Raw genomic sequence first — 25,717 nt, 5'->3', positions numbered from 1 at the left:
CTCGGATTTGCGGGCGGCGTGCCCGTTCAGCCCCGTTCGCGCTGGTCCGACGGGTCGTTGAGCAGGCTCTGCGGGGAGACTGGCTCGGGCGCCGGCAGCCCCTGCGGGGCGGTGCCGCCGGTGGCCTGCGCCTCGGCCACGCGTACCTCGTCGTGGATCTCCTGGGCCGCGGTGGCGGCGGCGTGCGCGGCCTCGGCGGCCTCGCGCTCCACCTCGCTGGCGCTCTTGGTGGCCTCCGGCGACGGCACGTCGCCGACCATGTTGGCCAGCCCGCCGAGCGCGCCACCCATGCCCTCCAGGGCCTTGGTCAGCTCGGTCGGGACGATCCAGACCTTGTTGGCGGTGCCGTTGGCGATCTGCGGCAGGGCCTGGAGGTACTGGTAGGCGAGCACCTTCTGGCTCGGGTTGGCCTGGTGGATCGCGTCGAAGACGGTGCGGATCGCCTTGGCCTGGCCCTCCGCCTGGAGGATCCGGGCCTGCCGGTCACCGTCGGCGCGCAGCACGGCGGCCTGCTTCTCACCCTCGGCGGTGAGGATCTGCGACTGCTTGTGCCCCTCGGCGTTCAGGATAGCGGCACGGCGGTCCCGCTCGGCGCGCATCTGCTTCTCCATCGAGTCGCGGATGCTCGGCGGCGGCTCGATCGCCTTGATCTCGACCCGCGTCACCTTGATGCCCCACCGGCCGGTGGTCTCGTCCAGCACCCCGGAGAGGTGCCGGTTGATCTCCTCGCGGCTGGTCAGCGCCCGCTCCAGGTCCAGCGAGCCGATCACGTTGCGCAGCGTGGTGACGGTGAGCTGCTCGATGGCCTGGAGGAAGTTGGAGATCTCGTAGGTGGCGCGGACCGAGTCGACCACCTTGAAGTAGAGCACCGTGTCGATCGAGACGACGAGGTTGTCCGAGGTGATCACCGGCTGCGGCGGGAAGCTGACCACCTGCTCCCGCATGTCCACCTTGGTGCGCACCGCGTCGATGTACGGCACCAGCAGGTTCAGCCCCGGGTTCAGGGTCCGCTTGTACTTGCCCAGCCGCTCCACCACGTCCTGGCGCTGCTGCGGCACGATCCGCACCGCCTTCACCAGCGTCACCACGACGATCACGGCGACGGCGATCAACACGATCGCTGCAAACTCCATATCTTCACCTTTTCCCTTCGGGCAGTCCGCCCGGGGTGGAAATCTCGTCCTGCCAGACCAGGGCGGTCGCGCCCCGGACCTTTATCACCTGCACCCGCTCGCCGACCGCGTAGCTGCGCGTCGCGTCGTACGACCGGGCCGTCCACAGCTCACCGTCGATCTTGACGAGGCCCCGCTCGGCATCCACCGGCTCCAGCACCATCGCGGTGGACCCCTCGATCGCCTCGACCCCGAACGGCTGGTCGCCGCTCTGCAGGGCCGGCATGGCGTGCCGTTTGATGACCGGCCGGACCAGGGCCACCGACAGCGCGGAGACCACCGCGAAGACCAGCGCCTGGAGCGCGACCGGCGCGCCGAGCGCCGCGGCGCCCGCGGCGGCGAACGCCCCGGCCGCGAACATGATCAGGAAGAGCGTCGTCGTGAAGATCTCGGCGACCGCCAGCAACACACCCAGAACGATCCAGAACACGGCGTCCACCCTTAGATCGTGACACGCCGACGCACGCAGCACCGCCCCCACATGATCACCTAAGCTCGGCACCGCGCCGACGACCGCCGAGGAGGACGCCATGGCCCTGCTGCCCGAGACCGCCCGACAGGTCGACCTGCTGGTCGCCCGGGCCCAGGCGGAGGGGCGCGGCCCCTCGCTCGCCCTCGGGGTGATCCGGGACGGCGGCCTCGCGCACGTCGCGGTCGCCGGCGAGCAGCCGCGCCCCGACGCCGACCTCCAGTACCGGATCGGCTCGATCAGCAAGACCATGACGGCCGTGCTGGTGATGCAGCAGCGCGACGCCGGCCGGCTGGCGCTGGACGACCCGCTGGACAAGCACCTGCCCGGCACCCCGGTCGGCGCGCTCACCCTGCGCCAACTGCTCGGGCACGCCAGCGGCCTCCAGCGGGAGCCGGACGGGCAGTGGTGGGAGCGGGCCGCGGGCACCGACCTGGCGACCCTGCTCGCCGGGCTCACCCCGGCGAAGATCGCCCACCCGCCGCACCACGTCTACCACTACTCGAACCTGGCGTACGGGCTGCTCGGCGGGGTGCTGGAGCGGATCACCGGTACGCCCTGGGCCGACCTGCTCCGGGAGCGGCTCCTCGAACCGCTGGCCATGCGCCGCACCACCTACCACCCGACCGAGCCGTACGCCCGCGGCTACGTCGTGCACCCCTGGCACGACACGCTGCGGGAGGAGCCGCGCACCGACACCGGGGCGATGGCGCCGGCCGGGCAGCTCTGGTCGACCGTCGAGGACCTGGCCCGCTGGGCGGCCTTCCTGGCCGACCCCGCCCCGGACCTGCTGGCCCCGGCCACGCTCACCGAGATGTGCGCGCCCGTGGTGATCAGCGACCTGGACGCCTGGACGGGCGGGCACGGCCTCGGCGTGGAGCTCTACCGGGTCGGCGACCGGGTGTACGTGGGCCACGGCGGCTCGATGCCCGGCTACGTCGCCGGCCTGGCCGTGCACCGCCCCACCCGCACCGCCGTGGTCGACTTCGCCAACTCTTACGGGCTGCGTGGCGGCCACCACGTCGTCGGCCTGGCCCGCGACATCCTCACCCTGGTGCTGGACGCCGAGCCGGCCGCGCCCGCCCCGTGGCGCCCGGCCGAGGCGCCGCCCGCCGACCTGGCCGAGCTGACCGGCCGCTGGTGGTGGATGGGCGGCGAGTACGAGTTCCGCATCGACCCCGCCGGCGACCTCGTGGGCGGCCAGGTCGGTCGCCCCACCCTCCGCTTCACCCCGGAGGGGCCCGACCGCTGGCGCGGCCGCTCCGGCGCACAGGACGGCGAACTCCTCACCGTCATCCGCGACGAGGCGGGGCGAGCGGTCGCCCTCGACATCGCCACCTTCGTCTTCACGAGAACCCCCGACCAGGAGCCGTAACTCCCAGAGCCGCTACGAACGTGAAGACATGGATGACCGACCCCGGGATCCGTCCACGTCATGAGGTTCGTAGCAGGCGTAAGGTCCTCCACCCTCGACTGCCGGCACCGACCCGCGCAGCCCGAGCACGACGGGGCCGGGGCGACCGTGCCCGGCGGAGGGATCAAGCCTGACCGCCCGGAGCCGGGCACGGTCGCCCCGGCCCTGGACCGCAACCACTACTCAGGCGAAGTCACGAAATCGATCATCCGCTCGACAGCGTTGATCAACGGCGTCTCCACGTCCGCGAAACTGTCCACCCGGGACAGGATGTGCCGCCACATGTCCGCCGGCTCGGCCACCCCGAGGGCCGCGCAGACCCCCTCCTTCCAGGGCCGCCCCGGCGGCACCACCGGCCAGGCTGGGATGCCCAGCGCCCGGGGCTTCACGGCCTGCCACACGTCGACGTACGGGTGCCCGGTGACCAGCACGTGCGGCGAGGTGACCTGCGTGACGATCCGGCTCTCCTTGGAGCCGGGCACCAGGTGGTCGACGAGCACGCCGAGCCGGCGGCCGGGGCCCGGGGCGAAGGCGCGTACCTCGGCGGCGAGCGCGTCGATGCCGTCGAGCGGCTCCACCACCACGCCCTCGATCCGCAGGTCGTCGCCCCAGATCCGCTCGACCAGGGCCGCGTCGTGCACGCCCTCGACCCAGATCCGGCTGGCCTTGGCGACCTGCGCCCGGACGTTGTCGACGGCGATCGAGCCGGAGGCGGTACGCCGCCGGGCGGCGGGCACCGGGGCCCGGACCGGGCGGCGCAGGGTCACCGGCCGGCCGTCGAGCAGGAACGCGGCGGGCAGCAGCGGGAAGTTGCGCCGCCGGCCGTGCCGGTCCTCCAGCACCACCGCGCCGGACTCGAAGCCGACGACCGCGCCGCAGAACCCGGAGTCGGCGTCCTCGACCACCAGGTCGGGTTCGGCGTCGACCTCGGGGATCACCTTCCGCCGCCGCCAGTCGCCCGCCAGCACGTCGCCGTCGTATCGCCCCGCCATGTCGATCACGCTAGCCACCGGCCCGGCGTGTCGCCCGGCGACGCGCCGACCAGGCGTTCCACCGGAGACACAGAAAGGGGCGAAGGGGGTAGTTGGGGGCAGGTCACGCCGCCGGAGCGGCAGCCGAGACAGCGACGGCGGCGAGCACGTACCCTTTCGGCATGTCCTCCCCCGCAACGGGCGCGGCCACGCTGGCTCCGCGCCGGTCGAGCCGGTTCGTCGCCTGGGTTCGCGCCTGGCGCGCCGGCCTGGTGCCCTTCGACGAGGTCGCCGACGAGATCGCCGGCGACGAGGAGCACCTGGTCGCCGACGCCCCCGGCACCTGGACCGACGTGTCCCTGCGGGAGGCGCTGCCCAGCCTGGCCAAGCTCTCCCCGGACGAGATCCGCCTGGTGCTGCCCGCCCCGGGCGACCCGCGCGGGCTGCCCGGTCCCGGCGACTTCGCCGGGGCGGCGCTGCTGGCCGGGGAGGCCGTGGTGGCCAGCGGGCTCGGGTTCGTCCCGGAGGTGCGCACGCACACCTCGGGCTCGGGGATGACCTGGGAGACCGTGCTCTGGCGGGTCCATCCGCTGCCGGCCGACGCGCCGAAGGCGTCCCTGATCACGCCCGGCGCGGCCGAGGCGGAAGCCGAACTGGCCGCCGCGCTGGCCGAGACGACGGCCGCGCTGACCCGACTCGACGTGGCCCAGTGGCGGCCCGAGCTGGCCGGCGCGCTCGCCGCGCTGCGCCGCCCGGACGGCGGGACCGACCTGCCGCCCGGCTTCGACCCGCGGTCGCGCCGGCTGTTCGCCCGCGCGGCCGTGCTGGACCGGGTGCTCGCCCTGGCCGGGGAGAGCGCCCCGGGCGGTGCCGTGAACACCTACGAGGCGCAGCAGCGGGACGCGGCGCTGCGGCCGTTGACCACCGCCTGCCGGCAGGCCCTGGTGGCCGCCTGCAACGCCCCGCTGCGCCCCTGAGCCGGAGGGCTCAGACCTCGTCGATCAGGTCGGCCACCGAGTCGACGATCCGGGACGGCCGGTAGGGGTAACGCTCGGCCTCGGCGCGGCTGCTGATCCCGGTGAGCACCAGGATGGTCTCGAGCCCCGCCTCCAGGCCGCAGAGGATGTCGGTGTCCATCCGGTCGCCGATCATGGCGGTGGACTCGGAGTGCGCGTCGATGGTGTTCAACGCCGAGCGCATCATCATCGGGTTCGGCTTGCCGACGAAGTACGGGTCCACCCCGGTCGCCTTGGAGATCATCGCGGCCACCGAGCCGGCGGCCGGCAGGGCGCCCTCCACCGACGGGCCGGTCGCGTCCGGGTTGGTGCAGATGAACCGGGCCCCGTCGTTGATCAGCCGGATCGCCTTGGTGATCGCCTCGAAGCTGTAGGTGCGGGTCTCCCCCAGCACCACGTAGTCGGGGGCGAAGTCGCTGAGCACGTAGCCCACCGCGTGCAGCGCCGTGGTCAGCCCGGCCTCACCGATCACGTACGCGGTGCCGCCCGGCCGCTGGTCGGCCAGGAACTGGGCGGTGGCCAGCGCCGACGACCAGATCGCCTCCTCCGGCACGTCCAGCCCCATCCGGGCCAGCCGGGCCTGGAGGTCGCGCGGCGTGTAGATCGAGTTGTTGGTGAGCACCAGGAACGGCTTGCCGGAGGCGCGCAGCCGCTTGACGAACTCGGGCGCGCCGGGCACCGGCTGGCCCTCGTGCACCAGCACCCCGTCCATGTCGGTGAGCCAGCTCTGCACCGGCTTGCGGTCATGCATGTGTCGTCCCCAGGGAGTGTCGGAGGTGGTCGGGCTCAGGGACGGCGGGCCGGGGGCACACAGCACAGCGCCGGGCAGGTGTCCCAGGTGGGCAGCTCGCCGAGGCGGCGGCGGAACCGCGCGCCGTCCGGGGCGGTCCGTTCCAGCACCAGCTCGCGGACCATGGCCACGAACCGCGGGTCGGTGCCGGGCGTGCCGGCGCGGGCGAAGTCCAGGCCGAGTTGCTTGGCCGTGTCGAGCGCCTCGGTGTCCAGGTCCCAGACCACCTCGAGGTGGTCGGAGACGAACCCGATGGGGCTGACCACCACGCCGGTCACGCCCTGGCCGGCCAGCGTGGCGAGGTGGTCGTTGATGTCCGGCTCCAGCCACGGCACCTGCGGCGGCCCGGAGCGGCTCTGCCAGACCAGGTCGTAGGGCAGGTCCGGCGCGGCGGCGGCGTGCACCAGCCGGGCGGCCTCCTCCAGCTGGGCGGTGTACCGGCCGCCGTGCGGGCCGGCGGTGGCGGCCGCCGACACCGGCACCGAGTGCGCGGTGAACACCAGCCGGGTGCTGTCCCGCCGGGCCGGGTCGAGCTGCGCCAGCGCGGCCCGGACGGCGTCGGCGTGCGGCTCGACGAAGCCCGGGTGGTCCCAGAACTGGCGCAGCTTCTCGATCAGCGGGGCGTCCGGGCCGACGGCGGCCCGGGCCGCGGCGATGTCCTCCTGGTACTGCCGGCAGGACGAGTAGCCGCCGTAGGCGCTGGTGACGAAGGCGAGGGCCCGCTGGACGCCGTCGTCGCGCATCTGCGCCACCGTGTCGGCGAGCATCGGGTCCCAGTTCCGGTTGCCCCAGTAGACCGGCAGGTCGACGCCGTGCGCGACGAAGTCCTCCCGGATCGCCGCGAGCAGGTCACGGCACTGCTGGTTGATCGGGGACACCCCGCCGAAGTGCAGGTAGTGCTCGGCGACCTCGGCGAGCCGCTCGGGCGGCACGCCCCGGCCCCGGGTCACGTTCTGCAGGAAGGGCAGCACGTCCTCGGGCCGCTCGGGGCCGCCGAAGGAGACCAGCACCAACGCGTCGTACGCCATGGTCCCTATTCTCCCCCGACGGCCGTGCCGGTCCGGCGACCACCCCGGGTCGAGCGGGTTTCGCGCCCGGTGTCAGGCGCCGATGGCGTGGTAGCCGCCGTCGACGTGGACGATCTCGCCGGTGGTGGCCGGGAACCAGTCGGAGAGCAGCGCGAGGCAGGCCCGGGCGGCCGGCTCCTGGTCGGTGAGGTTCCAGCCCAGCGGGGCGCGCTCGGCCCAGGCCTCCTCGAACTGCTCGAAGCCGGGGATGGACTTGGCGGCGATGGTGCGCAGCGGCCCGGCGGCGACCAGGTTGCTGCGGATGCCCTGCTTGCCCAGGTGCAGGGCCAGGTAGCGGGAGGCGGACTCCAACCCGGCCTTGGCCACGCCCATCCAGTCGTAGACCGGCCACGCCTTGGTGGCGTCGAAGGTGAGGCCCACCACGGCGCCGCCCGCCGACATCAGCGGCAGCGCCGCCATGGCGAGGGACTTGTAGGAGTAGGTGGAGACCTGGAGCGCGGTCGCCACGTCCTCCCAGGGCGCGTCGAGGAAGCCGCCGCCGAGGCAGCTCTGCGGGGCGAAGCCGATCGAGTGCACCACCCCGTCGAGGCCGTCGACGTGCTCGCGCACCCGGTCGGCCAGGCCGGCCAGGTGCTCGGTGTTGGTGACGTCCAGCTCGATCACCGGCGCCGGCTCGGGCAGCCGCTTGGCGATCCGCTCGACCAGGGAGAGCCGGCCGTAGCCGGTGAGCACGACCTGGGCGCCGTTCTCCTGGGCGAGCTTCGCCACCGAGAAGGCGATCGAGGCGTCGGTGATGACGCCGGTGACCAGCAGCCGCTTACCGGCCAGGAGTCCGGACATTGTGCTATCTCCTTCGTACTTTCTCAGTGGCCCATGCCCAGGCCGCCGTCGACCGGGACGACGGCGCCGGAGATGTATCCGGCCGCGTCCGAGGCGAGCCAGGTGACCACGCCGGCCACCTCCTCCGGCTCGGCGAACCGGCCGGCCGGGATGGCCTTGCGGTACTCGGCGCGCCGTTCCTCGGGCAGCGCCGCGGTCATGTCGGTGTCGATGAAGCCGGGCGCCACCACGTTCGCCGTGATGTTGCGGCTGCCCAGCTCGCGGGTGATCGAGCGGGCCACCCCGACCAGGCCGGCCTTGCTCGCCGCGTAGTTGACCTGGCCGACGCCGCCGTAGAGGCCGACCACCGAGGAGATGAAGATCATGCGGCCCCACTTGGCGCGGAGCATCTTCGTCGAGGCCCGCTTGGCGACCCGGAACGCGCCGGTCAGGTTGGTGTCGAGCACCCGGGTGAACTGCTCCTCGGACATGCGCATGAGCAGCGTGTCGTCGGTGATGCCGGCGTTGGCGACCAGCACCTCGACCGGGCCCAGCTCGGCCTCGATCGCGGCGAACGCGGCGTCCACCGACTCGGCGTCGGTCACGTCACACTTCACGCCGAACAGTCCCGCCGGGGCCTCGCCGCTGCGGTGGGTCACCGCCACCCGGTCGCCCTGCTTGGCGAAGGCCTGCGCGATGGCCAGGCCGATTCCCCGGTTTCCGCCGGTCACCAGCACGGTACGGGCCACGGTTCCCCCTCTGCTCAGCTGATCTCCCAGTCGGTGGCGAGCCTAGGGGTTACCGGCAGGTAAGCGCTAACGCGGGCGGCCCGCCGGGAACCCCGCCGACCCGGTCGGACCGGGGTGCGTGGACCGGTCGGCCGAGTGCGTGCCGCCGGCGCGCCGGGTGTACGATGATCGACGTTTGCGGGCAGTGGATTCGCCCGCCGTCGAGCCCCGCCGACCGCAGGAGGTGATCGCTGTGCGAGATAGCGATCCTCCCAGTCGTGGCCGGGCCGACCGTCAGCCCCGCTGAGCCACGACTCAGTCGGCGCGGCTGACCCCGCTCCCCGCCCTCCCGCACCGCCCCGAATGTCCTCGGCCGTCCGCCGGGGCGACCGTGGCGCGCGGCCCGGGGCGGAGCACCCCGGTCACGACTTCGTGTGCGTACGTCCTGATCCACCCCCGCGGTCCGTCCCGCCCGGACCGTCCGTCGCCACGGAGCAGTCCCATGAGCCGTTACGTCGCCCCGCTGGGCTTCACCCTCGCCGCCGTCTGGGTGGCCGTCCTCTTCGTCCTGGCCGGTGGCGGTCACTGACCGCCACCGGCCGGTCCCGGGTCGTCCCGCCTCAGATCAGGCGGGACGACCAGAGCAGGCTCAGCGCCCCCGCGCAGAGCGCGAGGAGCAGCGCGATGCCCGCGTACCACTGGGTGATCTCCCGCGGCTCGGTCCGGAACCCGATCGAGCTGCCCATGTCCTGGTAGACCTGCTTCAGCTCGCTGACCGAGGCCGCCTCGTAGAAGTAGCCCTGGGTGGTCTCGGCGAGCTGCGACAGCGCCATCCGGTCCACCGGCACCCGCTGGAGCTGGCCGCCGATGTCCACCTGCCCCGAGTCGGTGCCGAACGCGATGGTGGACACCGGCACGTTGGCCGCCTGCGCCGCCGCGGCCGCCTCCTCCACCGACCGGCCCGAGGTGCGGTAGCCGTCGGAGAGCAGCACGATCCGGGCCGGCGGGATGCCGGCCGCACCGTCCGCCGGCACCGAACGGATGGCCTCCAGGCAGGTGAAGACCGCCTCACCGGTGGCGGTCGCCTCGGCCAGCACCAGGCCGTCGATGGCGGTGGTCACGGCGCCCCGGTCCTTGGTCGGCGGGACCAGCACGTTCGCCGACTTGGCGAACGACACCAGCCCGAGGTTGTAGCTCTCCGGCAGCTCACCGACGAACTGCTTGGCCGCCTCCTGCGCGGCCTCCAGCCGGTTCGGCGCCACGTCGTCGGCCTGCATGGACAGCGACACGTCGATGGCGAGCATCACGGTCGCCCGTTCGAGGGGCTCCTTGGTGTCGACCGCCGGCCGGGCCAGCCCGGTGGCGAGCACCAGCAGGCAGAGCAGGAAGGCGGTGGCCGCCGCGTGCCGCCGCCAGCCCAACCCCTTCGGCGCCAGGGTGCGCAGCAGGTCCACGTTGGTGAACCGCATGGCGTACTGCCGGCGGTGCAGCTGCCGCCAGACGTACGCGGCGGCCAGGGCGAGCACCGGCAGCACGGCCAGCAGCCACCACGGTTGCAGAAAACGGATCATCGGGTCGTCCCTCGGGTACGGGCGTGCCGCTGCGCGGCCACGAAACGCACCATGTCCAGCAGCCAGTCTCGGTCGGTACGCAGTCGCAGGTGGGCCGCGCCGGCGGTGCGCAGCTCGGCGGCGATCGCCGCGCGTTGGGCGGCCGCCGACTCGGCGTACCGGCGGCGCAGGCCCGGGTCGGCGGTCTGCACCTCGTGCAGCTCGCCCGTCTCCGGGTCGACCACCGGCAGCACCCCCACGTCGGGCAGTTCCAGCTCGCGCGGGTCGACCACCTCGACGGCCAGCACGTCGTGCCGGACCCGCAGCTTACGGATCGGCCGGCCCCACTGCTCGGGTGGCGCGAGGAAGTCGGAGATCACCACCGCCACGCCCCGCCGGCGTGGCGGGCGGTTGAGCATGTCGACGAGGACACCCAGGTCGCTGCGGCCGGGCCGGATCTCGGTGCCGGCGATGGCGCGCAGCAGCCCCTGCGCCTCCTTGCGCCCGGCCCGGGCCGGCAGCCGGTGCAGCGTCCCCGGCCCGCTGGGCGGGGAGCCGCCCCGCCACCGGCCGGCCGGCGCCGGCGCGCCCGTGCCGACCACCGCGCCGATCCGGTTGCCGCCCCGGACGGTCAGGTGGGCCAGGGCGGCCGCGGCGGCGACCACCACGTCCCGCTTGAGCCACCGCCCGGTGCCGAAGTCCAGGCTGGCCGAGAGGTCGACCGCCAGCCAGGTCTCCAGTTCCCGGTCGGCCACCGTACGCCGGACGTGCGGCATGGTGGTGCGGGCGGTGACCGGCCAGTCCATCCGGCGTACGTCGTCGCCGGGGCGGTACTCGCGGGACTCCCCCGCCTCGCTGCCCGGGCCGGGCAGCAGCCCCGCGTAGTCGCCCTGGAGCAGCCCGTCCAGCTTCCGGGTGACCATGAGCTGCAAGCGGGCGAGGACGGCGCCGGAGCGGTCGCCGGTGGCCGGCGGTGGGGTGGGTGGGGTCACGGCCGCTGCCCGGGCCAGCCGCCGTGCGGGACGGCCGGTGGCGGCGGCGTGGCCTGCTGCCGGGGCGCGACCGCGGGCAGCGGGATGGTCGACATCACCCGGTGCACGATGTGGTCGGCCGGCACGTCGTCGGCGAGCGCGTCGTAGCTGAGCACCAGCCGGTGCCGCAGGATGTCCGGGGCGATGTCCTGCACGTCCTGCGGCAGGGCGTAGTCCCGGCCACGCAGCAGCGCCAGCGCCCGGGTGGCCCGGACCAGGCCGAGCGAGGCGCGCGGGCTCGCGCCGTACTGGATGAGCTGCGCGACGTCCGGCATGCCGTGCTCGGCGGGGGCCCGGGTGGCCAGCACCAGCCGGACCGCGTAGTCGACCAGCGCGTTGTGCACGAAGACCTGGTCAGCCTTGTGCTGGAGCGCGATGAGGTCCGGGGTGTCGAAGACCCGGGCCGGCTCGGGCGGTGCGACCCCCATCCGGTAGACGATCTCGCGCTCCTCGGCGTCGGTCGGGTAGCCCACCACGATCTTCATGAGGAACCGGTCGCGCTGCGCCTCCGGCAGCGGGTAGACGCCCTCCTGCTCGATCGGGTTCTGGGTGGCCATCACCAGGAACGGATCGGGCACCCGGTGGGTCTCGCCGCCGATGGACACCTGGCGCTCGCTCATCACCTCCAGCAGCGCCGACTGCACCTTCGCCGGTGCCCGGTTGATCTCGTCGGCGAGCAGGAAGTTGACGAAGACCGGGCCCAGCTCGACGTCGAACTTCTCGCTCGACTGCCGGTAGATCCGGGTGCCCATGATGTCGGCCGGCACCAGGTCGGGGGTGAACTGGACCCGGGCGAACGACCCGCCGACCACCTTGGCCAGGGTCTCCACGGCGAGCGTCTTGGCGACGCCGGGCACCCCCTCCAGCAGGCAGTGGCCCCGGGCGAGCAGGGCCACGAACATCCGCTCGACCATCCGGTCCTGGCCGACGATCACCCGCTTGATCTCGAACAGCGCCCGCTCCAGCAGGGTGGCGTCCTGCGCCGGGGTGGTGGTCGCCGGGGGCGACGCGTCCGGCACGGCCTCGGTCGGGGTCGGGGCGTCGGGCGTGGTCGGCTGGGCCACCGGTCCTCCACAGCTTGGTCGTCGTCGCGGCATGGTGCGTATCAAGACTGTCATGCCTCGCTGAGAGCCGAGGGCGGGAGAGGGACGATTTTCGCCGCGCCGTCCCACGGCCCGGAAAACCCTGAACACGGGTGGACAACCAGGGGTCCGGCGTGTGTACGATTCATCCCGTCGCCGGGCGGCTCCCCCCGTGGCCGCCCGGCGCTATAGCTCCCGGCGTGCGGCTCTACACTCGCCCCGGTGACCACTCCCGCTCCCCCCGACGAACCGCTGATCTGTTCGGCGCGGGGATGTCGCGCCCCCGCCGTGTGGGAGCTGCGCTGGAACAATCCCCGCCTGCACCCGCCCGAGCGGCGCAAGACCTGGCTGGCCTGCGCCGCGCACCGGGGATCGCTGGGCGACTTCCTCGACGCGCGCGGCTTCCTGCGCGAGGTCGTACCGGTGCCCGGATCGCCTACGCTCGAAGGGTGATTGAGCGCAGCGGATCACCCGGGTGAACGGTGACGACCTCGCCGGCCGGCGGCCGGCCCCGACCGGCCCCCTGGAGCCCTGGCCGGAGACCGTCCGGTGGCAGCCGATCTCCCGCGACCTGATCTGGGTGGAGCTGATCCGGCTCGGCATCGGTCTCGCCGTGGCGCTGGTCGTGCTCGGCGTGGCCTGGGCGCTCGCCGGGCACTGGCTGTTCGGCGCCGCCCTGGGCGTGGCGCTGCTGCTGGCCGCCTGGCGGGCGGTCACCATCGTCCGCGCGGTACGCGCCTGGGGCTACGCCGAGCGGGCGGACGACCTGCTGGTCCGGCACGGGCTGCTGGTGCGGCGGCTGTCCATCGTGCCGTACTCCCGGATGCAGTTCGTCGACGTGAGCGCGGGGCCGCTGGAACGCGCCTTCGACCTGGCCACCGTGCAGCTGCACACCGCCGCGGCGGCCAGCGACGCCCGGGTGCCGGGCCTGCGACCGGCCGAGGCGTCCCGGCTGCGGGACCGGCTCACCGCGCTGGGCGAGGACCGGGCGGAGGGCCTGTGAGCTCCGGCCCGGCCGAGCCGGAGCCCGGCGCCCCGCCGCCGCACCAGCCCGCCGACGGCCCGCCCGCCGCACCGCCGCCGCCCGCCGGTGCCGAGCCGACACGGAACGGCCACCCGTGGCCACCGCAGCCCGGCCAGGCCCACCCGCCCGGCCCGGCCACCCCGGGCGGACCCTGGCCCGGGTACGGCCACCCGTCCGGCCCCGCCGCCCCGGGCGGACCCTGGCCGGGGTACGGCCACCCCGCGCCCCCACCCGGCTACGGCCACCCCGCGCCGCCCTGGCCCGGGGCGGGACATCCCGCACCGGCCGGACCCGGTCCCTGGGGACCGCCCGGCCCGGGCGGGCCGGGAGTGCCCGCGCCGGCCGGTGAGGAGCCGCGGCGGCGGCTGCACCCGCTGAGCCCCGCGCTGCACGGCGCGAAGTCGCTGGTCGTGGTGATCGCCGGGCTCTCCTGGTCGACGCTGTCCCGGGTCGGCTTCGGCTGGTTCGCCGTGCTGGTCGCGGTCTTCGTCCTCGGCGCCACCGTGCTCTCGGTGGTCAGCTGGTGGAACACCGGCTACCACGTGGTGGGCCGTGAGCTGCGGGTGCACGAGGGGCTGCTCTGGCGGCGCACCCGGGCCATCCCGCTGGAGCGGTTGCAGGCGGTGGAGGTGGTCCGCCCGCTGCTCGCGCAGCTCACCGGGCTGGCCGAGCTGCGGCTGGAGGTGGTCGGCGGGGGCAAGACCGAGGCGCCGCTGGCGTACCTGAGCGTGGCCGAGGCGACCGCGCTGCGGCACCGGCTGCTCGCCGTGGCCGGCCGCGCCCCCGTGACCGGCGGCGTCCCCGAGGCCGCCCCGCCCGCCGCCGGCGCACCGCCCGCGCCGGTCCCGGCCGGGCGCCGGCTGCACAGCGTCCGCAACCAGGACCTGCTGGTCAGCCAACTACTCACCCCGCAGGCGTTCCTGCTCCCGTTCGGCCTGGCGTTCGTGGTGGCGCAGTTCGTCTCCGAGGGGTCCTGGTCGTTCATCGCGGTGGCCAGCACGCTGACCGCCATGGCAGGCGTGGTGCTGCAACCCGTGCGCCGGGTGCTCGACGACTGGAGCTTCCGGCTGGACCGGGACGGCGACACGCTGCGGGTACGCAACGGGCTGCTGGAGACCAGGGTGCAGACCGTGCCGCTGCACCGGGTGCAGACCGTCGGGGTGACCTGGCCGCTCCTCTGGCGGATGAAGGGCTGGCTGCGCCTGCGGCTGGAGGTGGCCGGCTACTCCGCCGCCGAGCCGGACGACCGGAACCGCCCGGACCGGCTGCTGCCGGTCGGCGACGCGCCCACCGGCGAGCTGGTCGTCGCGGAGGTGCTTCCCGGCGTACGGCTGGCGGCGCTGCCCGACACGCCGCCGCCCCGGCGGGCCCGCTGGCTGCGCCCGCTGAGCCGGGCGAGGGTCGGCACCGGCCTGGACGAGCGCGTCTTCGTGGCCCGGTCCGGGCTGCTCACCCGCCGGTTGACGCTGGTGCCGTACGCCCGGATCCAGAGCGTGCGGGTGACCCAGGGGCCGGCGCAGCGGCGGTTGCGGCTGGCCACCGTGCACGCGGACACGGCCGGCGGTTCGGGCGCGGCGGCGCCGGACCGGGACCTGGCCGAGGCGTGGGAGCTGGCGGCGGAGCTGACCGCGCGGGCGCACGCCGCCCGGCGGACCGACCGCGGCCGGCCGGGCTGACCCGGACCGAGCAACCGGGCGGTCAGCGCTCGGCCGGCGCGTACAGCCGGGCTGAGCGACGGGACAGTCAGCGTGCAGCCGGGCCGAGCGACCGGGCGGTCAGCGCTCGGCCGGCACCGTGGCCGGGTCGGTGGCGGGCGCGGGATCGGCCGGGCCGCCGGCGGGCGTGGCCGGGCCTGCGGGCGCGGGATCGGCCGGGTCGACCGCCCGGGTCGGCTCGGCGGCGGTCGCCTCCCCGGCCGGGGCGAGCGCGGCGCGGCGGGCCCCGCGGGCCGCCCACCACCGCTCGGCCAGCCCCACGACCAGGAAGGTCAGCCCGACGTACGCCCAGCCGACCAGCACGTCGATCAGGTAGTGCTCGCCGCTGTAGATCAGCGTGAAGGTCATGGCCAGCGGGTAGGCCAGCAGCAGCGGCCACCAGCGCTTCCGGGTCGCGCGCAGGAAGAACAGGACCACGAACAGGGCGAACGCGGTGTGCAGCGACGGCATGGCGGCCACCGGGTTGGAGGCGATCTGCCCGGCGTTGAGCAGGTTGCCCGCGCCGTGCATGCCGATCTCCTTCCACCCCCGGGTGGAGATCCGCGCCACGTCGCCGAGCAGCCCGTTCTGGGCCGCCCACCACGGCGGGGCGGCCGGGTAGATGAAGTAGGTGGCCAGCCCGGCCGCGCAGAGGAAGCCCCACCGCCGCATGTACGCGCCCCAGCGCGCGCGGTCGCGCAGCCAGAGCACCGCGGCGGCGGCGAGCGTCGCCACGAAGTGCGAGAAGTAGATCCAGCTCACCGCCACGTCCCACCAGTGCACCTGGTCGGGCCGGTAGAGGTGCTCCTGGAGCCAGATCGTGGGCACCTCGCCGCCGGTGGCCCAGCCGGTCAGGAACCGGTCGGCGACGATCAGCTCCATGGCGTGCGGCGTCGCCCCGTTGTCGGCGAAGCCCCGGGACAGGTTGTACGCGGCCAGCAGCAGCACGACCGGGATCCAGTCCCGGGCGAAGCGCAGGTGGCTGCGCCACGGGCGGGACGAGTGCCAGGCGATGGTGCCGGCCCAGATCCAGAGGAAGGCGTACGCCGGGTCGGTCGGCAGGCCGATGGCGAGCCAGGCGGCCACGAAGGCGATCCCCCAGATCGCCATCGCCACCACGCGACGGCGCCCGCCGTCGGGGGACGCGGTCGGTCCGGCGGGGGCGGGGGGCGGGGGATCAGTCAGCACGGCCATCGCGGACAAGGTTAACGGCGGGCGACGGGGCCGCCGACGCCGACCGCCCGCCGCCGGGGCAGGTCGCCCCCGGGTCCGGGCACCGGAGGGCCGGGACGGCGGTCCGGACGCCGCCCGGGCCCGGGGCCGCTGCACTAGGCTCGGCCCATGCAGGAGCAGCCGGAGCCGCCCCTCGCCCCGGGCCTGACCGCCCGGGTCGAGCTGACCGTCACCGACACGGACACCGCGCAGGCGGTGGGCTCGGGAGACGTGCCCGTGCTCGGCACGCCGCGGGTGCTGGCGCTGGCCGAGGCGGCGACCGTGGCGGCCACCGCGAGCCGCCTTCCGTCCGTGTCGACGACCGTCGGCACCCGGGTCGAGCTGGAGCACCGCGCCGCCACCCCGGTCGGGCGCACCGTGGCCGCCCGGGCCGAGCTGGTCAAGGTCGACGGCCGGCGGCTGACCTTCGAGGTGATCGTGACCGACGGGAACGAGGTCGTGGCCACCGGGCGGGTCGAGCGGGCGCTGGTCGACCGGCAGCGCTTCGTCGAGCGCGCCGCGCGGGCGTCATGACCGCCCGGTTCGTCGAGATCGCCGACCGCGTGCACGTGCTGCGCGACCCGCTGCTGCACGTCAACGTGACGCTGGTGGTGGGCGACGGCGCGGCGCTGCTGGTGGACACCCTCTCCACCGCCGGGCAGGCCCGGGAGCTGGCCGAGGCGGCTCGGGCGGTCACCCCGCATCCGTGGACGATCGTCAACACCCACCACCACTTCGACCACTGCTTCGGGAACGCCACGCTGGCCGCCGACCCGCCCCGCCCGGTGTACGCGCACGCCCAGGCCGCGGCGGTGCTCCGCGACCACCCCGACGAGCTGCGCCGGGCCGCGGCCGAGGAGATGCGTACGGAGCAGCCGGCGCTCGCCGCCGAGCTGGCCCGGACGGAGCTGCTGGCCCCGACCCACCCGGTGCAGGGCGAGGCGGTGCTCGACGTGGGCGGCCGGCGGGTGGTGCTGCACCACCCCGGGCACGGGCACACCGACGCCGACCTCGTGGTGCACGTGCCGGACGCGGACGTGCTGGTCGCCGGCGACCTGGTGGAGCAGAGCGGGCCGCCGGCCTTCGAGGAGTCGTACCCGGTGCAGTGGCCGGACGCGGTGGCCGCGCTGCTCCGGTTGACCACGCCGGCCACGGTGGTGGTGCCGGGGCACGGCGAGCCGGTCGACGTGGAGTTCGTCCGGGCCCAGCACGCCCAGCTCGCCCAGCAGGCCTGGCTCATCCGGGCCGGCCACACCGGCAGCGCCCCGCCCGAGCGGGTGGCCGCCGAGTCGCCGTTCGGCGCCCGGCCCGGCCTCATCGCGGCCCGCCGCGGCTACGCCGAGCTCGACGGCGCCGCCTGACGGCCCGGGCGCGGGTCAGGGGCGGCCGCGCAGGGCGGCGAGGAGGGCGTCGAGGTGCGGGGCGGCGGCGAGGATCGCGTCGCGGGCCGGCGGGTCGAGGGTGGCCAGGGCCTCGGTGAGCAGTGCGCTGCGGTGGGCCGCGTAGTCGGCCATCCGGGTGCGGGCGGCGTCGGTGAGGGTGAGCCGCGCGACCCGGCGATCGCCCGGGTCGCGGTCGCGGGCCAGCAGCCCGGCGTCGGTGAGGTCGCGGACCAGGGTGCTGACCGTGTTCGGTGCGGTGCCCAGCCGCCGCGCGACCTCCTTGCCGCTGATCCCCGGCTCGGCGCGGACCAGGTGCAGCAGCTCCACCTGCGCCTCGGGCAGGGCGTCCCGGTCGGCCCGGGCGACGGTCCTGCGGCGCAGCAGCCGGTGCAGCTCCCCCACGACGGCGCCGAACCGCGCGACGGGTTCTTCACTCGCCACGGAGTCACCTTCTTCACATCGCAATAGTTCTGAGTGCAGAGCTAAGGTTACCCGGAGATCACCGACCTCAGGGGGAACCTCGTGAGCCAGACCGTGCGGACCGCCGCGCGCCCGACCGTCCACCCGCCCGCGGCGACGGGTGGCGCGACGCTGCTGGTGCTGCTCGGCACGCTCACCGCGATCGGTCCGCTCTCGCTGGACATGTACCTCCCGGCGTTCCCGGCGATGGCCCGCGACCTCGGCGCCGACCAGGCCGGCATCCAGCTCTCCCTCACCACCTGCCTGATCGGCCTCGCCGTCGGCCAGTTCGTCACCGGCCCGCTCAGCGACCGGTGGGGGCGGCGGCGCCCCGTGCTGGTCGGCGTCGTCGCGTACACCCTGCTCGCGCTCGCCTGCGCCGCGGCGCCGAGCGCGCCGATGCTGGCCGCCGCGCGGTTCGCCCAGGGCCTGGCCGGCGGCATGGGGGTGGTGGTCGCCCGGGCCGTGGTCCGCGACCTCTACTCCGGCCGCGAGGCCGCGAAGTACTTCTCCCGGCTCACCCTGGTCTTCGGAGTCGCGCCGGTGGCCGCGCCGAGCGTGGGCAGCCTGGTGCTGCGCTTCGGTGACTGGCGGGCGGTCTTCCTGGCCCTGGCCGCCATCGGGCTGCTGCTCACCGTCGCGGTCGCCCGGCGCCTGCCGGAGACGCTGCCGGCCGAGCGCCGCAGCACCGGCGGCCTGGGCGCCACCGCACGGACCATGCGGTCGCTGGTCGCCGACCGGGTCTACCTCGGGTACGCGCTGACCCAGGGCTTCGCCTTCGCCGGGCTGTTCGCGTACATCTCCGGGTCGTCCTTCGTGTTCCAGGACGTCTTCGGCGTCTCCGCGGTGGCGTTCAGCCTGGTCTTCGGGCTCAACGCTCTCGCACTGGTGGCCACCGGGCAGGCGAACGCCCGCCTGCTCGACCGGTTCAACCCGCGCCGGCTGCTGGTCACCGCGCTCGTGGTCGGCATGGTGGCCGCGGCCGGCGTGCTCACCGGGGCGCTCGCCGGCAGCCTCGCCGTGGTCGCGGTGACGCTGTTCGCCTTCGTCGGCTCGCTGGGCATGGTGACGCCGAACAGCACGGCGCTGGCGCTGGACACGCACGCCCGGCACGCCGGCACGGCCGCGGCGCTGCTGGGCGGCGTCCAGTCGGTGGTCGGCGCGCTCGCCGCGCCCCTGGTCGGCCTGGGCGGCGAGGGCAGCGCCGTGCCGATGGCCGTCGTGCTGTCCGCGGCCGCCGCCCTCTCCCTCACCGCCGTGCTCACCCTCACCCGCCCGCGCTGACCTCACCGGAAGCGGTCGGCCACCGCCTCCCGGGTGGGCATGGCGGTGGCCCCACCGGGTGACTCGCAGACCAGGCCGGCCACCCGCAGGGCGAAGGCCACCCGGTCCCGCCAGCCGGTCGGGTCGGTCGGCTCGCCGGCGTGCAGCAGGTCGGCGATGAGCGCGCCCATCACCGAGTCGCCCGCGCCGGTGGCGTCCACGGCGTCGACCTTCGGCGCGGGGACGCGTACCACGTCGTCGGCGGCGGCGACCAGGGCGCCGTCCGCGCCGAGGGTGACCACCACGGTCCCCGCGCCCAGTTCCCGCAGGTACGCGGCGACGCCCTCGACCGGCTCGTGCGGGTAGAGCTGGCGCGCGTCCGCGGCGCTCAGCTTGACCAGGTGGGCGCTCGCGGCGAACTCGGCGACCACCGCGCGCAGGTCGTCCAGCGCGCCGGGGCCGGTGAGCAGGCTGGGTCGCACGTTCGGGTCGAACACCCGCAGCGCCCCGGCGATCGACCAGGCCCGGCGGGCGGCGGCCAGCACCGGCGGGTCGAGCAGCACGATCGATCCGCAGTAGAGCACCTGCGCGCCCTCGACCAGGGCGACGTCCAGGTCGTCGGCGGTGAGCAGGGCGTACGAGCGGGGCTCGCCGTAGAAGCGGAAGTCCGGCTCGGGGCCGGCGAAGGTGGCCACGGCCAGCGCGGTCGGGGCCGGCACCGTGACCGCCCCGTCCAGCCCCACGCCGGCGGCGCCCAGGAAGGCGCGGATCCGCGCGGCGAGCGCGTCGTCGCCGAGCGACCCGACGAACTGGACGTCACCGCCGAGCCGGGCCACCGCCACGGCCACGTTGAGCGGCCCCCCGCCGATCGCCTGCCGGTAGACGGGTTCCCCGTCGTGCTCGGCGTCGAGCAGGTCGACCAGTGCCTCGCCGAGCACCACCGCGTAGCCCATCCTGGCTCCCTCCGTCCGTCGTACCCCTGATCCTGGCGTATGGCGGGGGCCGGCGCGACGAGACTCCCGCATCGACGGGTGGCTATTGCGCGGGATGCCCGGACGTGATGGGATGGCGCGTGCCGGGAGGGCGCGGGGGCTGCCGCGCCGCCGGCCGCCGGGTCGAGCCGACGCGAGGGCACTCACCGGTCCGTGGCACGGACCGCAGGCGGTGCGCGTCCCCGACGGCCCCGGCCGCACTCCGACCGCCGGGCGTGGCACCGCGATCGTCGCATCCGCTCGTCGCAGCGGGGCGGCCCGTGCGGGTCGCGCCCCGCGAGTCAGGAGATCCCGTGCACCGATCCCGTACGGCCGCGCTGCTCACCGCGGCCGCCACCCTGGCCCTGGGCGCGTTCGCCCTGGTCACCGGCTCCGACCCGGCCGCCGCGCACGGCGCGGCCATGACACCGGGCGCCCGGACCTACCTGTGCTGGAAGGACGGCCTCACCGCCACCGGGGAGATCAGACCCAACAACCCCGCCTGCGCGGCGGCGGTCGCCCAGAGCGGCACGAACTCGCTCTACAACTGGTTCAGCGTGCTCCGCTCGGACGCCGGCGGCCGGACCGTCGGGTTCATTCCGGACGGGAAGCTGTGCAGTGGCGGCAACCCGAACTTCGGCGGCTACGACCTGGCCCGCACCGACTGGCCGGTCACCCACCTGACGGCCGGGCGGTCGATGGAGTTCCGCTACAGCAACTGGGCCCACCACCCGGGCACCTTCTACTTCTACGTGACCAAGGACAGTTGGAGCCCGACCCGGCCGCTGGCCTGGAGCGACCTGGAGGAGCAGCCGTTCCTGACGGTCACCAACCCGCCGGCGGTCGGCTCGCCCGGCACGAACGACGGGCACTACTACTTCAACGGCACCCTGCCGGCCAACAAGAGCGGCCGGCACATCATCTACTCCCGCTGGGTCCGCTCGGACAGCCAGGAGAACTTCTTCGGCTGCTCCGACGTGACCTTCGACGGCGGCAACGGCGAGGTGACCGGGATCGGCTCCGGCGGCACGCCGTCACCGACCCCCACGACGCCCACGCCGACGCCGACCAGCCCGACGCCCACCCCGACCGCGCCGAGCCCGACACCGACCCCGACCATGCCGTCCGGCGCCTGCATGGCGGTCTACAAGGTGGTCAGCGCGTGGCAGGGCGGCTTCCAGGGCGAGGTCATGATCATGAACCACAGCACCCGCACCTACAGCGGCTGGACGGCGAACTGGACGTGGCCCGGCGGCCAGACCATCACCCAGCTCTGGAACGGCACGGCGAGCACCAGCGGGGCGGCGGTGACGGTCACCAACGCCGCCTGGAACGGCAGCGTCGCGCCGGAGGGCACCACCACGTTCGGCTTCACGGCGAACGTCTCCGGCACCAACACCCTGCCCACGGTCACCTGCACCGGCCGGTGACCCGGAACTGAGCAGGGCCCCCGGGGGCACGTCCCCGGGGGCCCTGTCCACACACCCGCGTCAGCGGACCATGCTGCCGACCACCGGCTTGGTGAGCAGGGCCGACTGGTTGCGCTGGATGCCCGGGTCGAGGGTCTTCGCCACGAAGATGGCGTGCCAGATGCAGAAGATCAGCACGGTCCACACCTTGCGGGAGTGGTCCGCCTCCTCCCGCTTGTGCTCGTCCAGCAGCCGCATCGCGTACGACAGGTCGATGAGGTCGCCCGCGCCGGAGGTGGCCAGCACGTGCCGGGCCCACTCGTACATCTCGCCGCGCAGCCAGACCCGGGTCGGGGTCGGGAAGCCCAGCTTCTTGCGGTTGACGATGGCCGGCGGCACCACGCCCTGCAACGCCTGGCGCATGGCGTACTTGGTGGCCTCGGAGCGGGGCGGCAGCTTCAGGTCGACCGGGATCCCGGCCGCCACGTTGAACACCTCGCGGTCCAGGAAGGGCACCCGGACCTCCAGCGAGTGCGCCATCGAGATCCGGTCGGCCTTGACCAGGATGTCGCCGCGCAGCCAGGTGTAGAGGTCGACGTACTGCATCTTGGTGACGTCGTCCAGCTCGGTGCACTCGGCGTAGATGGGCGAGGTGACGTCGGTGTAGCGCACCGAGGGGTCGTAGCGGCGCAGCAGGTGCTGCTTCTCCTCCTCGGTGAACATCCGGGCGTTGCCGTAGTAGCGCTCCTCGATCGGGGTGGTGCCCCGCTCCAGGAAGCTCTTGCCCTTCACGCCCTGCGGGATGGCCTTGGAGACCGCCCGCAGGCCCTTCTGCACGCCGCCCGGCAGGCTGTTCACCGCGTTGAGCGACAGCGGCTCCCGGTAGATCGTGTAGCCGCCGAAGAACTCGTCCGCGCCCTCCCCGGAGAGCACCACGGTGACGTGCTCGGCGGCCTTCTTCGCCACGAAGTAGAGCGGCACCAGGGCCGGGTCGGCGACCGGGTCGTCCAGGTGCCAGACGATCTTCGGCAGCGCCTCGATCATGTCCTGCGGCCCGATCTTCGTCGGGATGGTGGTCACGTCGAGGTGCCGCGCCGAGTCCTGGGCCACGTCGATCTCGGAGTAGCCCGGCACGTCGTAGCCGACGGTGAAGGTGAGGATGTTCGGGTTGAACTCCCGGGCCAGGGCCACCACGGCGGTGGAGTCGATGCCGCTGGAGAGGAACGAGCCGACCGGCACGTCCGAACGCATGTGCATCCGGACGCTCTCCCGCAGCGTCTCCCGGATCTCGTGGTAGAGCTTCTGCTCGTCGGAGACCGGGGCCGGGCGGAACACCGGCCGGTACCAGCGGCGCACCTCGATCCGGCCGCCCGGCGTCCAGGTCAGGTACTCCCCCGACCCGATCCGGCTGATCCCCCGGTGCAGGGTGCCCGGCTCCGGCACGTACTGGAGGGTCAGGTAGTGGCTCAGGTTGGCGGTGTCGATCCCCGCGTCGCCCTGGTAGGCCGAGTGCGCGAAGGGCAGCAGCGCCTTCTTCTCGGAGGCCAGGTAGAGCCCGTCCTGGGTCTCCAGGTAGTGCAGGGGCTTGATGCCGAAGTAGTCCCGCGCGCCGAAGGCCCGCCGCTCCTGCCGGTCCCAGATCACGAAGGCGAACATGCCGCGCAGCTTGGTGAGCACCTGCTCACCCCAGTAGTGGTAGCCGGCGACGATCACCTCGCCGTCGCCGTTGGTGGCGAACTGGGCGCCGTAGTCGCGGATCAGCTCGTCCCGCAGCTCGATGTAGTTGTAGATCTCGCCGTTGAAGGTGAGCAGGTAGCGGCCGTTCGCGTAGGGCAGCGGCTCGTGGCTGAGCGCCACGTCGATGATCGCCAGCCGCTTGTGCGCGAACACTCCGTCCGCGTACCGGCCGGAGGCGTCGCCGACCACCTCGACCCCGGTCTCGTCCGGGCCGCGGTGGTGCAGGCACTCCAGTGCTCCGGCGATGTGGTCGCGGTGAGCGGCGGCGTCACCGCGCGCGCTGAAAAAGGCCAGGAGTCCGCACATGGGGGCCATCTTTCCACGCGCCGGAAGCCACCGTCGCGGCACCGCAGGCACTCCCCGCTCCCGCACGCACGGTACCGTCTGGACCAGCGACGAGGCGCAAGGAGGCGGATCATGGCCGAGGAGCGGACGCAGCAGGGCAAGCCGGCGGACGGCACCGAATCGCACGACCCGGACTTCCCGGAGGCGTTCCTGTCCTTCATGCGGCAGGGCTGGCGGGACACGGAGCTGCCGGTCGGTCCCCGACCGGAGGTGCCCAACCACGCCAAGCGGCGGGCCGCGCTGGCCGAGGCGTTCCCGGGAGAGACGCTGGTCATCCCGACCGGCACCGAGAAGGTACGCGCCAACGACACCGACCACCGGTTCCGGCCGGGCAGCGACTTCGCCTACCTGACCGGCGACCTGGAGCCGGACAGCGTGCTCGTGCTCCGGCCGGGCGGCGAGGCCACGCTGTTCATGCGGCCCCGGTCGTCCCGGGCGACCGACGAGTTCTTCCGCAGCCGCCACGGCGAGCTGTGGGTGGGCCGTCGGCCGACGCTGAAGGAGAAGTCGACCGAGCTGGGCCTGCCCACCGCCGACCTGACCGAGCTGGACGCGGCGCTGGCCGAGCTGGCGCCGGGGCGTACCCGGGTGCTGCGCGGCTTCGACGCCCGGGTGGACGCGGCGGTGCGGCCGTACGACGGGGCGCGGGACGAGGGGCAGCCGGGGCGTGACCGGGAGCTGGCCATCGCCATCTCGGAGCTGAAGCTGGTCAAGGACGAGTGGGAGATCGCCCAGCTCCAGGAGGCGTGCGACGCCACCGTCCGCGGCTTCGAGGACGTGGCGCGGGCGCTCCCGGCCGACCGCGCGGTCTCCGAGCGGCTGCTGGAGGGGGTCTTCGCGCTGCGCGCCCGGCACGACGGCAACGACGTCGGCTACGGCTCGATCGTGGGCGCCGGCGAGCACGCCACGATCCTGCACTGGGTGCACAACCACGGGGCGACCCGCCCGGGCGAGCTGCTGCTCATGGACATGGGCGTGGAGAACCGCAACCTCTACACGGCCGACGTCACCCGGGTGCTCCCGGTCGACGGCCGGTTCACCCCGCTCCAGCGCCAGGTCTACGACGCCGTCTACGCCGCCCAGCAGGCCGGCATCGACGTGATCAAGCCGGGCGTGGCGTTCCGCGACGTGCACCTGACCGCCATGCGGGTGCTCGCCGAGGCGCTGAAGGACCTCGGCCTGCTGCCGGTGAGCGTCGACGAGGCGATGGACCCGGCGTCGACGGTCTACCGCCGCTGGACGCTGCACGGCACCAGCCACATGCTCGGCATCGACGTGCACGACTGCGCCAACGCCCGCAAGGAGACCTACCGCGACGGGCCGCTCGGCGAGGGCTACGTGCTCACCGTCGAGCCGGGGCTCTACTTCCAGCCGGAGGACGAGCTGGTCCCCGAGGAGCTGCGCGGCATCGGCGTGCGGATCGAGGACGACATCCTGGTCACCGCCGACGGTTCGGTGAACCTCTCGGCCGGGCTGCCGCGCCGCTCGGACGAGGTGGAGACCTGGCTGGCCGAGCAGCGCGAGGCCGGCCCCCGCCTGCCCGGCTGATCCGACAGGCACGACCCCCCGGCGGGCCCGCCGCCGGCGTCTGCGAGGTTTCTCGCGGTAACGACGCCGACGCCGGGCCCGTCGTCGTTTGCGCTGCTCACGGTCCTCCTGGTGCCGCTACGGCCCGCTCACGCCGCGCGGGCCGAATGTGAGTCAAATGCGCGATTTCTTCGGATACGTCCGCGTCGCGAGGATCCTTCTCATACGGTGGCGATCAGAGGCTGCAACCGATTTGTAGCTGGTCGCGCGGCTGAGACCGGTGCGACCCCTTTGGTAGAAACCGAAAGGGCGGAAGGCTCTGATGTCCAACGACGTAACGACTTCCGACGGCGGGGCGCCGACGCCCCCGCCGACGAGCAGGCGGCGGGCACTCTGGGTCGCCACCGGCGTGGCCGGGCTGACCGGCGTCGTCGGCCTGGCGGCCCTCGGTGGCCTCGCCGCTCGCGACGACAAGTCCGGCGACCCGCAGCGGGTCGCGGAGAATCACGCGGCGCCCCAGAACGCCAGCGACTCCGGCAAGAGCGCCGACGAGGAGCACAAGGACAAGGACAAGGACAAGAAGGGTGAGGAGGGCCGGGACCGTGGTGAGTGGGACCCGGACGG

General features: G+C 74.2%; 24 protein-coding genes and 1 pseudogene. 11 read left to right on the top strand and 14 right to left on the bottom strand.

Features of this window, described 5'->3' with window-relative positions:
- Positions 1-26: 26 nt before the first annotated feature.
- Positions 27-1,133 (bottom strand): SPFH domain-containing protein, encoded by a 1,107-nt coding sequence (locus tag IEY96_RS28765; RefSeq protein ID WP_189197946.1) that lies wholly within the window; start codon positions 1,131-1,133, stop codon positions 27-29.
- A gap of 4 nt (positions 1,134-1,137) precedes the next feature.
- Positions 1,138-1,611, bottom strand: a complete 474-nt coding sequence (locus IEY96_RS28760; RefSeq protein WP_189197945.1) for an NfeD family protein — start codon at positions 1,609-1,611, stop codon at positions 1,138-1,140.
- A 91-nt stretch (positions 1,612-1,702) separates the two neighbouring features.
- Between IEY96_RS28760 and IEY96_RS28755 the strand changes: the two genes are divergently transcribed.
- The gene (locus tag IEY96_RS28755) at positions 1,703-3,016 is read left to right on the top strand and encodes a serine hydrolase domain-containing protein (RefSeq protein WP_189197944.1); all 1,314 of its coding nucleotides are present in this window, start codon (positions 1,703-1,705) and stop codon (positions 3,014-3,016) included.
- Positions 3,017-3,234: 218 nt separating this feature from the next.
- Here IEY96_RS28755 and IEY96_RS28750 read toward each other — a convergent pair whose 3' ends face one another.
- Positions 3,235-4,047, bottom strand: a complete 813-nt coding sequence (locus tag IEY96_RS28750; protein WP_189197943.1) for a DUF3097 domain-containing protein — start codon at positions 4,045-4,047, stop codon at positions 3,235-3,237.
- 161 nt (positions 4,048-4,208) lie between these two features.
- On the opposite strand from IEY96_RS28750, the gene IEY96_RS28745 reads away from it, so the two are divergent.
- Positions 4,209-5,003, top strand: a complete 795-nt coding sequence (locus tag IEY96_RS28745; protein WP_189197942.1) for an Rv1486c family protein — start codon at positions 4,209-4,211, stop codon at positions 5,001-5,003.
- A 10-nt stretch (positions 5,004-5,013) separates the two neighbouring features.
- Here the strand turns inward: IEY96_RS28745 and IEY96_RS28740 are convergent, their stop codons facing one another.
- From IEY96_RS28740 to IEY96_RS28710, 7 genes are all read right to left on the bottom strand, one after another.
- Positions 5,014-5,880 (bottom strand): HAD-IIA family hydrolase, encoded by an 867-nt coding sequence (locus IEY96_RS28740; RefSeq protein WP_189198016.1) that lies wholly within the window; start codon positions 5,878-5,880, stop codon positions 5,014-5,016.
- Positions 5,829-6,860, bottom strand: coding sequence for a ferrochelatase (locus IEY96_RS28735; protein WP_189197941.1), 1,032 nt, complete (start codon positions 6,858-6,860; stop codon positions 5,829-5,831). Before IEY96_RS28735 ends, IEY96_RS28740 begins: the two co-directional genes overlap by 52 nt.
- A 72-nt stretch (positions 6,861-6,932) precedes the next feature.
- Positions 6,933-7,700: an enoyl-ACP reductase FabI gene (gene fabI / locus IEY96_RS28730; protein WP_189197940.1), complete on the bottom strand. Its 768-nt coding sequence runs from the start codon at positions 7,698-7,700 to the stop codon at positions 6,933-6,935.
- Between the two features lie 23 nt (positions 7,701-7,723).
- A complete protein-coding gene (fabG, locus tag IEY96_RS28725; RefSeq protein ID WP_148431924.1) occupies positions 7,724-8,428 on the bottom strand; it encodes a beta-ketoacyl-ACP reductase in 705 nt (234 codons plus the stop codon).
- Between the two features lie 599 nt (positions 8,429-9,027).
- A complete protein-coding gene (locus IEY96_RS28720) occupies positions 9,028-9,978 on the bottom strand; it encodes a VWA domain-containing protein (RefSeq protein ID WP_189197939.1) in 951 nt (316 codons plus the stop codon).
- A complete protein-coding gene (locus IEY96_RS28715; protein ID WP_189198015.1) occupies positions 9,975-10,967 on the bottom strand; it encodes a DUF58 domain-containing protein in 993 nt (330 codons plus the stop codon). The genes IEY96_RS28720 and IEY96_RS28715 overlap by 4 nt, the downstream gene beginning before the upstream one ends.
- Positions 10,946-12,052 carry an AAA family ATPase gene (locus tag IEY96_RS28710; RefSeq protein WP_189197938.1) on the bottom strand — a complete coding sequence of 369 codons (1,107 nt, stop codon included), beginning with the start codon at positions 12,050-12,052 and terminating at the stop codon, positions 10,946-10,948. The genes IEY96_RS28715 and IEY96_RS28710 overlap by 22 nt, the downstream gene beginning before the upstream one ends.
- 240 nt (positions 12,053-12,292) lie before the next feature.
- On the opposite strand from IEY96_RS28710, the gene IEY96_RS28705 reads away from it, so the two are divergent.
- The 3 genes from IEY96_RS28705 to IEY96_RS28695 all read left to right on the top strand — a co-directional run bounded on the left by IEY96_RS28705 (position 12,293) and on the right by IEY96_RS28695 (position 14,770).
- Positions 12,293-12,523, top strand: coding sequence for a hypothetical protein (locus IEY96_RS28705; protein ID WP_189197937.1), 231 nt, complete (start codon positions 12,293-12,295; stop codon positions 12,521-12,523).
- A 22-nt stretch (positions 12,524-12,545) separates the two neighbouring features.
- Positions 12,546-13,073 carry a PH domain-containing protein gene (locus tag IEY96_RS28700; protein WP_189197936.1) on the top strand — a complete coding sequence of 176 codons (528 nt, stop codon included), beginning with the start codon at positions 12,546-12,548 and terminating at the stop codon, positions 13,071-13,073.
- Positions 13,074-13,423: 350 nt separating this feature from the next.
- Positions 13,424-14,770: a PH domain-containing protein gene (locus IEY96_RS28695; RefSeq protein WP_189198014.1), complete on the top strand. Its 1,347-nt coding sequence runs from the start codon at positions 13,424-13,426 to the stop codon at positions 14,768-14,770.
- Between the two features lie 99 nt (positions 14,771-14,869).
- Here IEY96_RS28695 and IEY96_RS28690 read toward each other — a convergent pair whose 3' ends face one another.
- The gene (locus IEY96_RS28690) at positions 14,870-15,982 is read right to left on the bottom strand and encodes a phosphatase PAP2 family protein (RefSeq protein ID WP_189197935.1); all 1,113 of its coding nucleotides are present in this window, start codon (positions 15,980-15,982) and stop codon (positions 14,870-14,872) included.
- A gap of 147 nt (positions 15,983-16,129) precedes the next feature.
- Between IEY96_RS28690 and IEY96_RS28685 the strand changes: the two genes are divergently transcribed.
- On the top strand, positions 16,130-16,534 hold the full coding sequence (locus IEY96_RS28685; RefSeq protein WP_189197934.1) for a thioesterase family protein: 405 nt from the start codon (positions 16,130-16,132) through the stop codon (positions 16,532-16,534).
- Positions 16,531-17,361, top strand: a complete 831-nt coding sequence (locus tag IEY96_RS28680; protein WP_189197933.1) for an MBL fold metallo-hydrolase — start codon at positions 16,531-16,533, stop codon at positions 17,359-17,361. Before IEY96_RS28685 ends, IEY96_RS28680 begins: the two co-directional genes overlap by 4 nt.
- A 15-nt stretch (positions 17,362-17,376) precedes the next feature.
- Here IEY96_RS28680 and IEY96_RS28675 read toward each other — a convergent pair whose 3' ends face one another.
- Positions 17,377-17,823 (bottom strand): MarR family winged helix-turn-helix transcriptional regulator, encoded by a 447-nt coding sequence (locus IEY96_RS28675; protein WP_189197932.1) that lies wholly within the window; start codon positions 17,821-17,823, stop codon positions 17,377-17,379.
- Positions 17,824-17,904: 81 nt separating this feature from the next.
- On the opposite strand from IEY96_RS28675, the gene IEY96_RS28670 reads away from it, so the two are divergent.
- Complete coding sequence (locus tag IEY96_RS28670; RefSeq protein ID WP_189197931.1) at positions 17,905-19,125, top strand: multidrug effflux MFS transporter; 1,221 nt, start codon at positions 17,905-17,907, stop codon at positions 19,123-19,125.
- A 2-nt stretch (positions 19,126-19,127) separates the two neighbouring features.
- Here the strand turns inward: IEY96_RS28670 and IEY96_RS28665 are convergent, their stop codons facing one another.
- Positions 19,128-20,057: a carbohydrate kinase family protein gene (locus IEY96_RS28665; RefSeq protein WP_189197930.1), complete on the bottom strand. Its 930-nt coding sequence runs from the start codon at positions 20,055-20,057 to the stop codon at positions 19,128-19,130.
- A gap of 332 nt (positions 20,058-20,389) precedes the next feature.
- Here IEY96_RS28665 and IEY96_RS28660 point away from each other — a divergent pair, with 332 nt between their 5' ends.
- Positions 20,390-21,505: a lytic polysaccharide monooxygenase auxiliary activity family 9 protein gene (locus IEY96_RS28660; protein ID WP_189197929.1), complete on the top strand. Its 1,116-nt coding sequence runs from the start codon at positions 20,390-20,392 to the stop codon at positions 21,503-21,505.
- Between the two features lie 60 nt (positions 21,506-21,565).
- On the opposite strand, the gene asnB is transcribed toward IEY96_RS28660, so the two are convergent.
- The gene (gene asnB, locus IEY96_RS28655; RefSeq protein ID WP_189197928.1) at positions 21,566-23,527 is read right to left on the bottom strand and encodes an asparagine synthase (glutamine-hydrolyzing); all 1,962 of its coding nucleotides are present in this window, start codon (positions 23,525-23,527) and stop codon (positions 21,566-21,568) included.
- 111 nt (positions 23,528-23,638) lie between these two features.
- Between asnB and IEY96_RS28650 the strand changes: the two genes are divergently transcribed.
- Entirely contained in the window at positions 23,639-25,114 is a 1,476-nt protein-coding gene (locus tag IEY96_RS28650; protein WP_189197927.1) for an aminopeptidase P family protein, read from the top strand.
- Positions 25,115-25,415: 301 nt separating this feature from the next.
- A pseudogene (locus tag IEY96_RS28645) lies at positions 25,416-25,717 on the top strand (hypothetical protein); the annotation flags it as partial.

It is taken from the genome of Micromonospora fulviviridis (assembly GCF_014648395.1).
Classification (GTDB): domain Bacteria; phylum Actinomycetota; class Actinomycetes; order Mycobacteriales; family Micromonosporaceae; genus Micromonospora; species Micromonospora fulviviridis.
The sequence above is the reverse complement of the archived record's forward strand: the minus strand, read 5'-3'. Positions and strand labels throughout refer to the sequence as shown.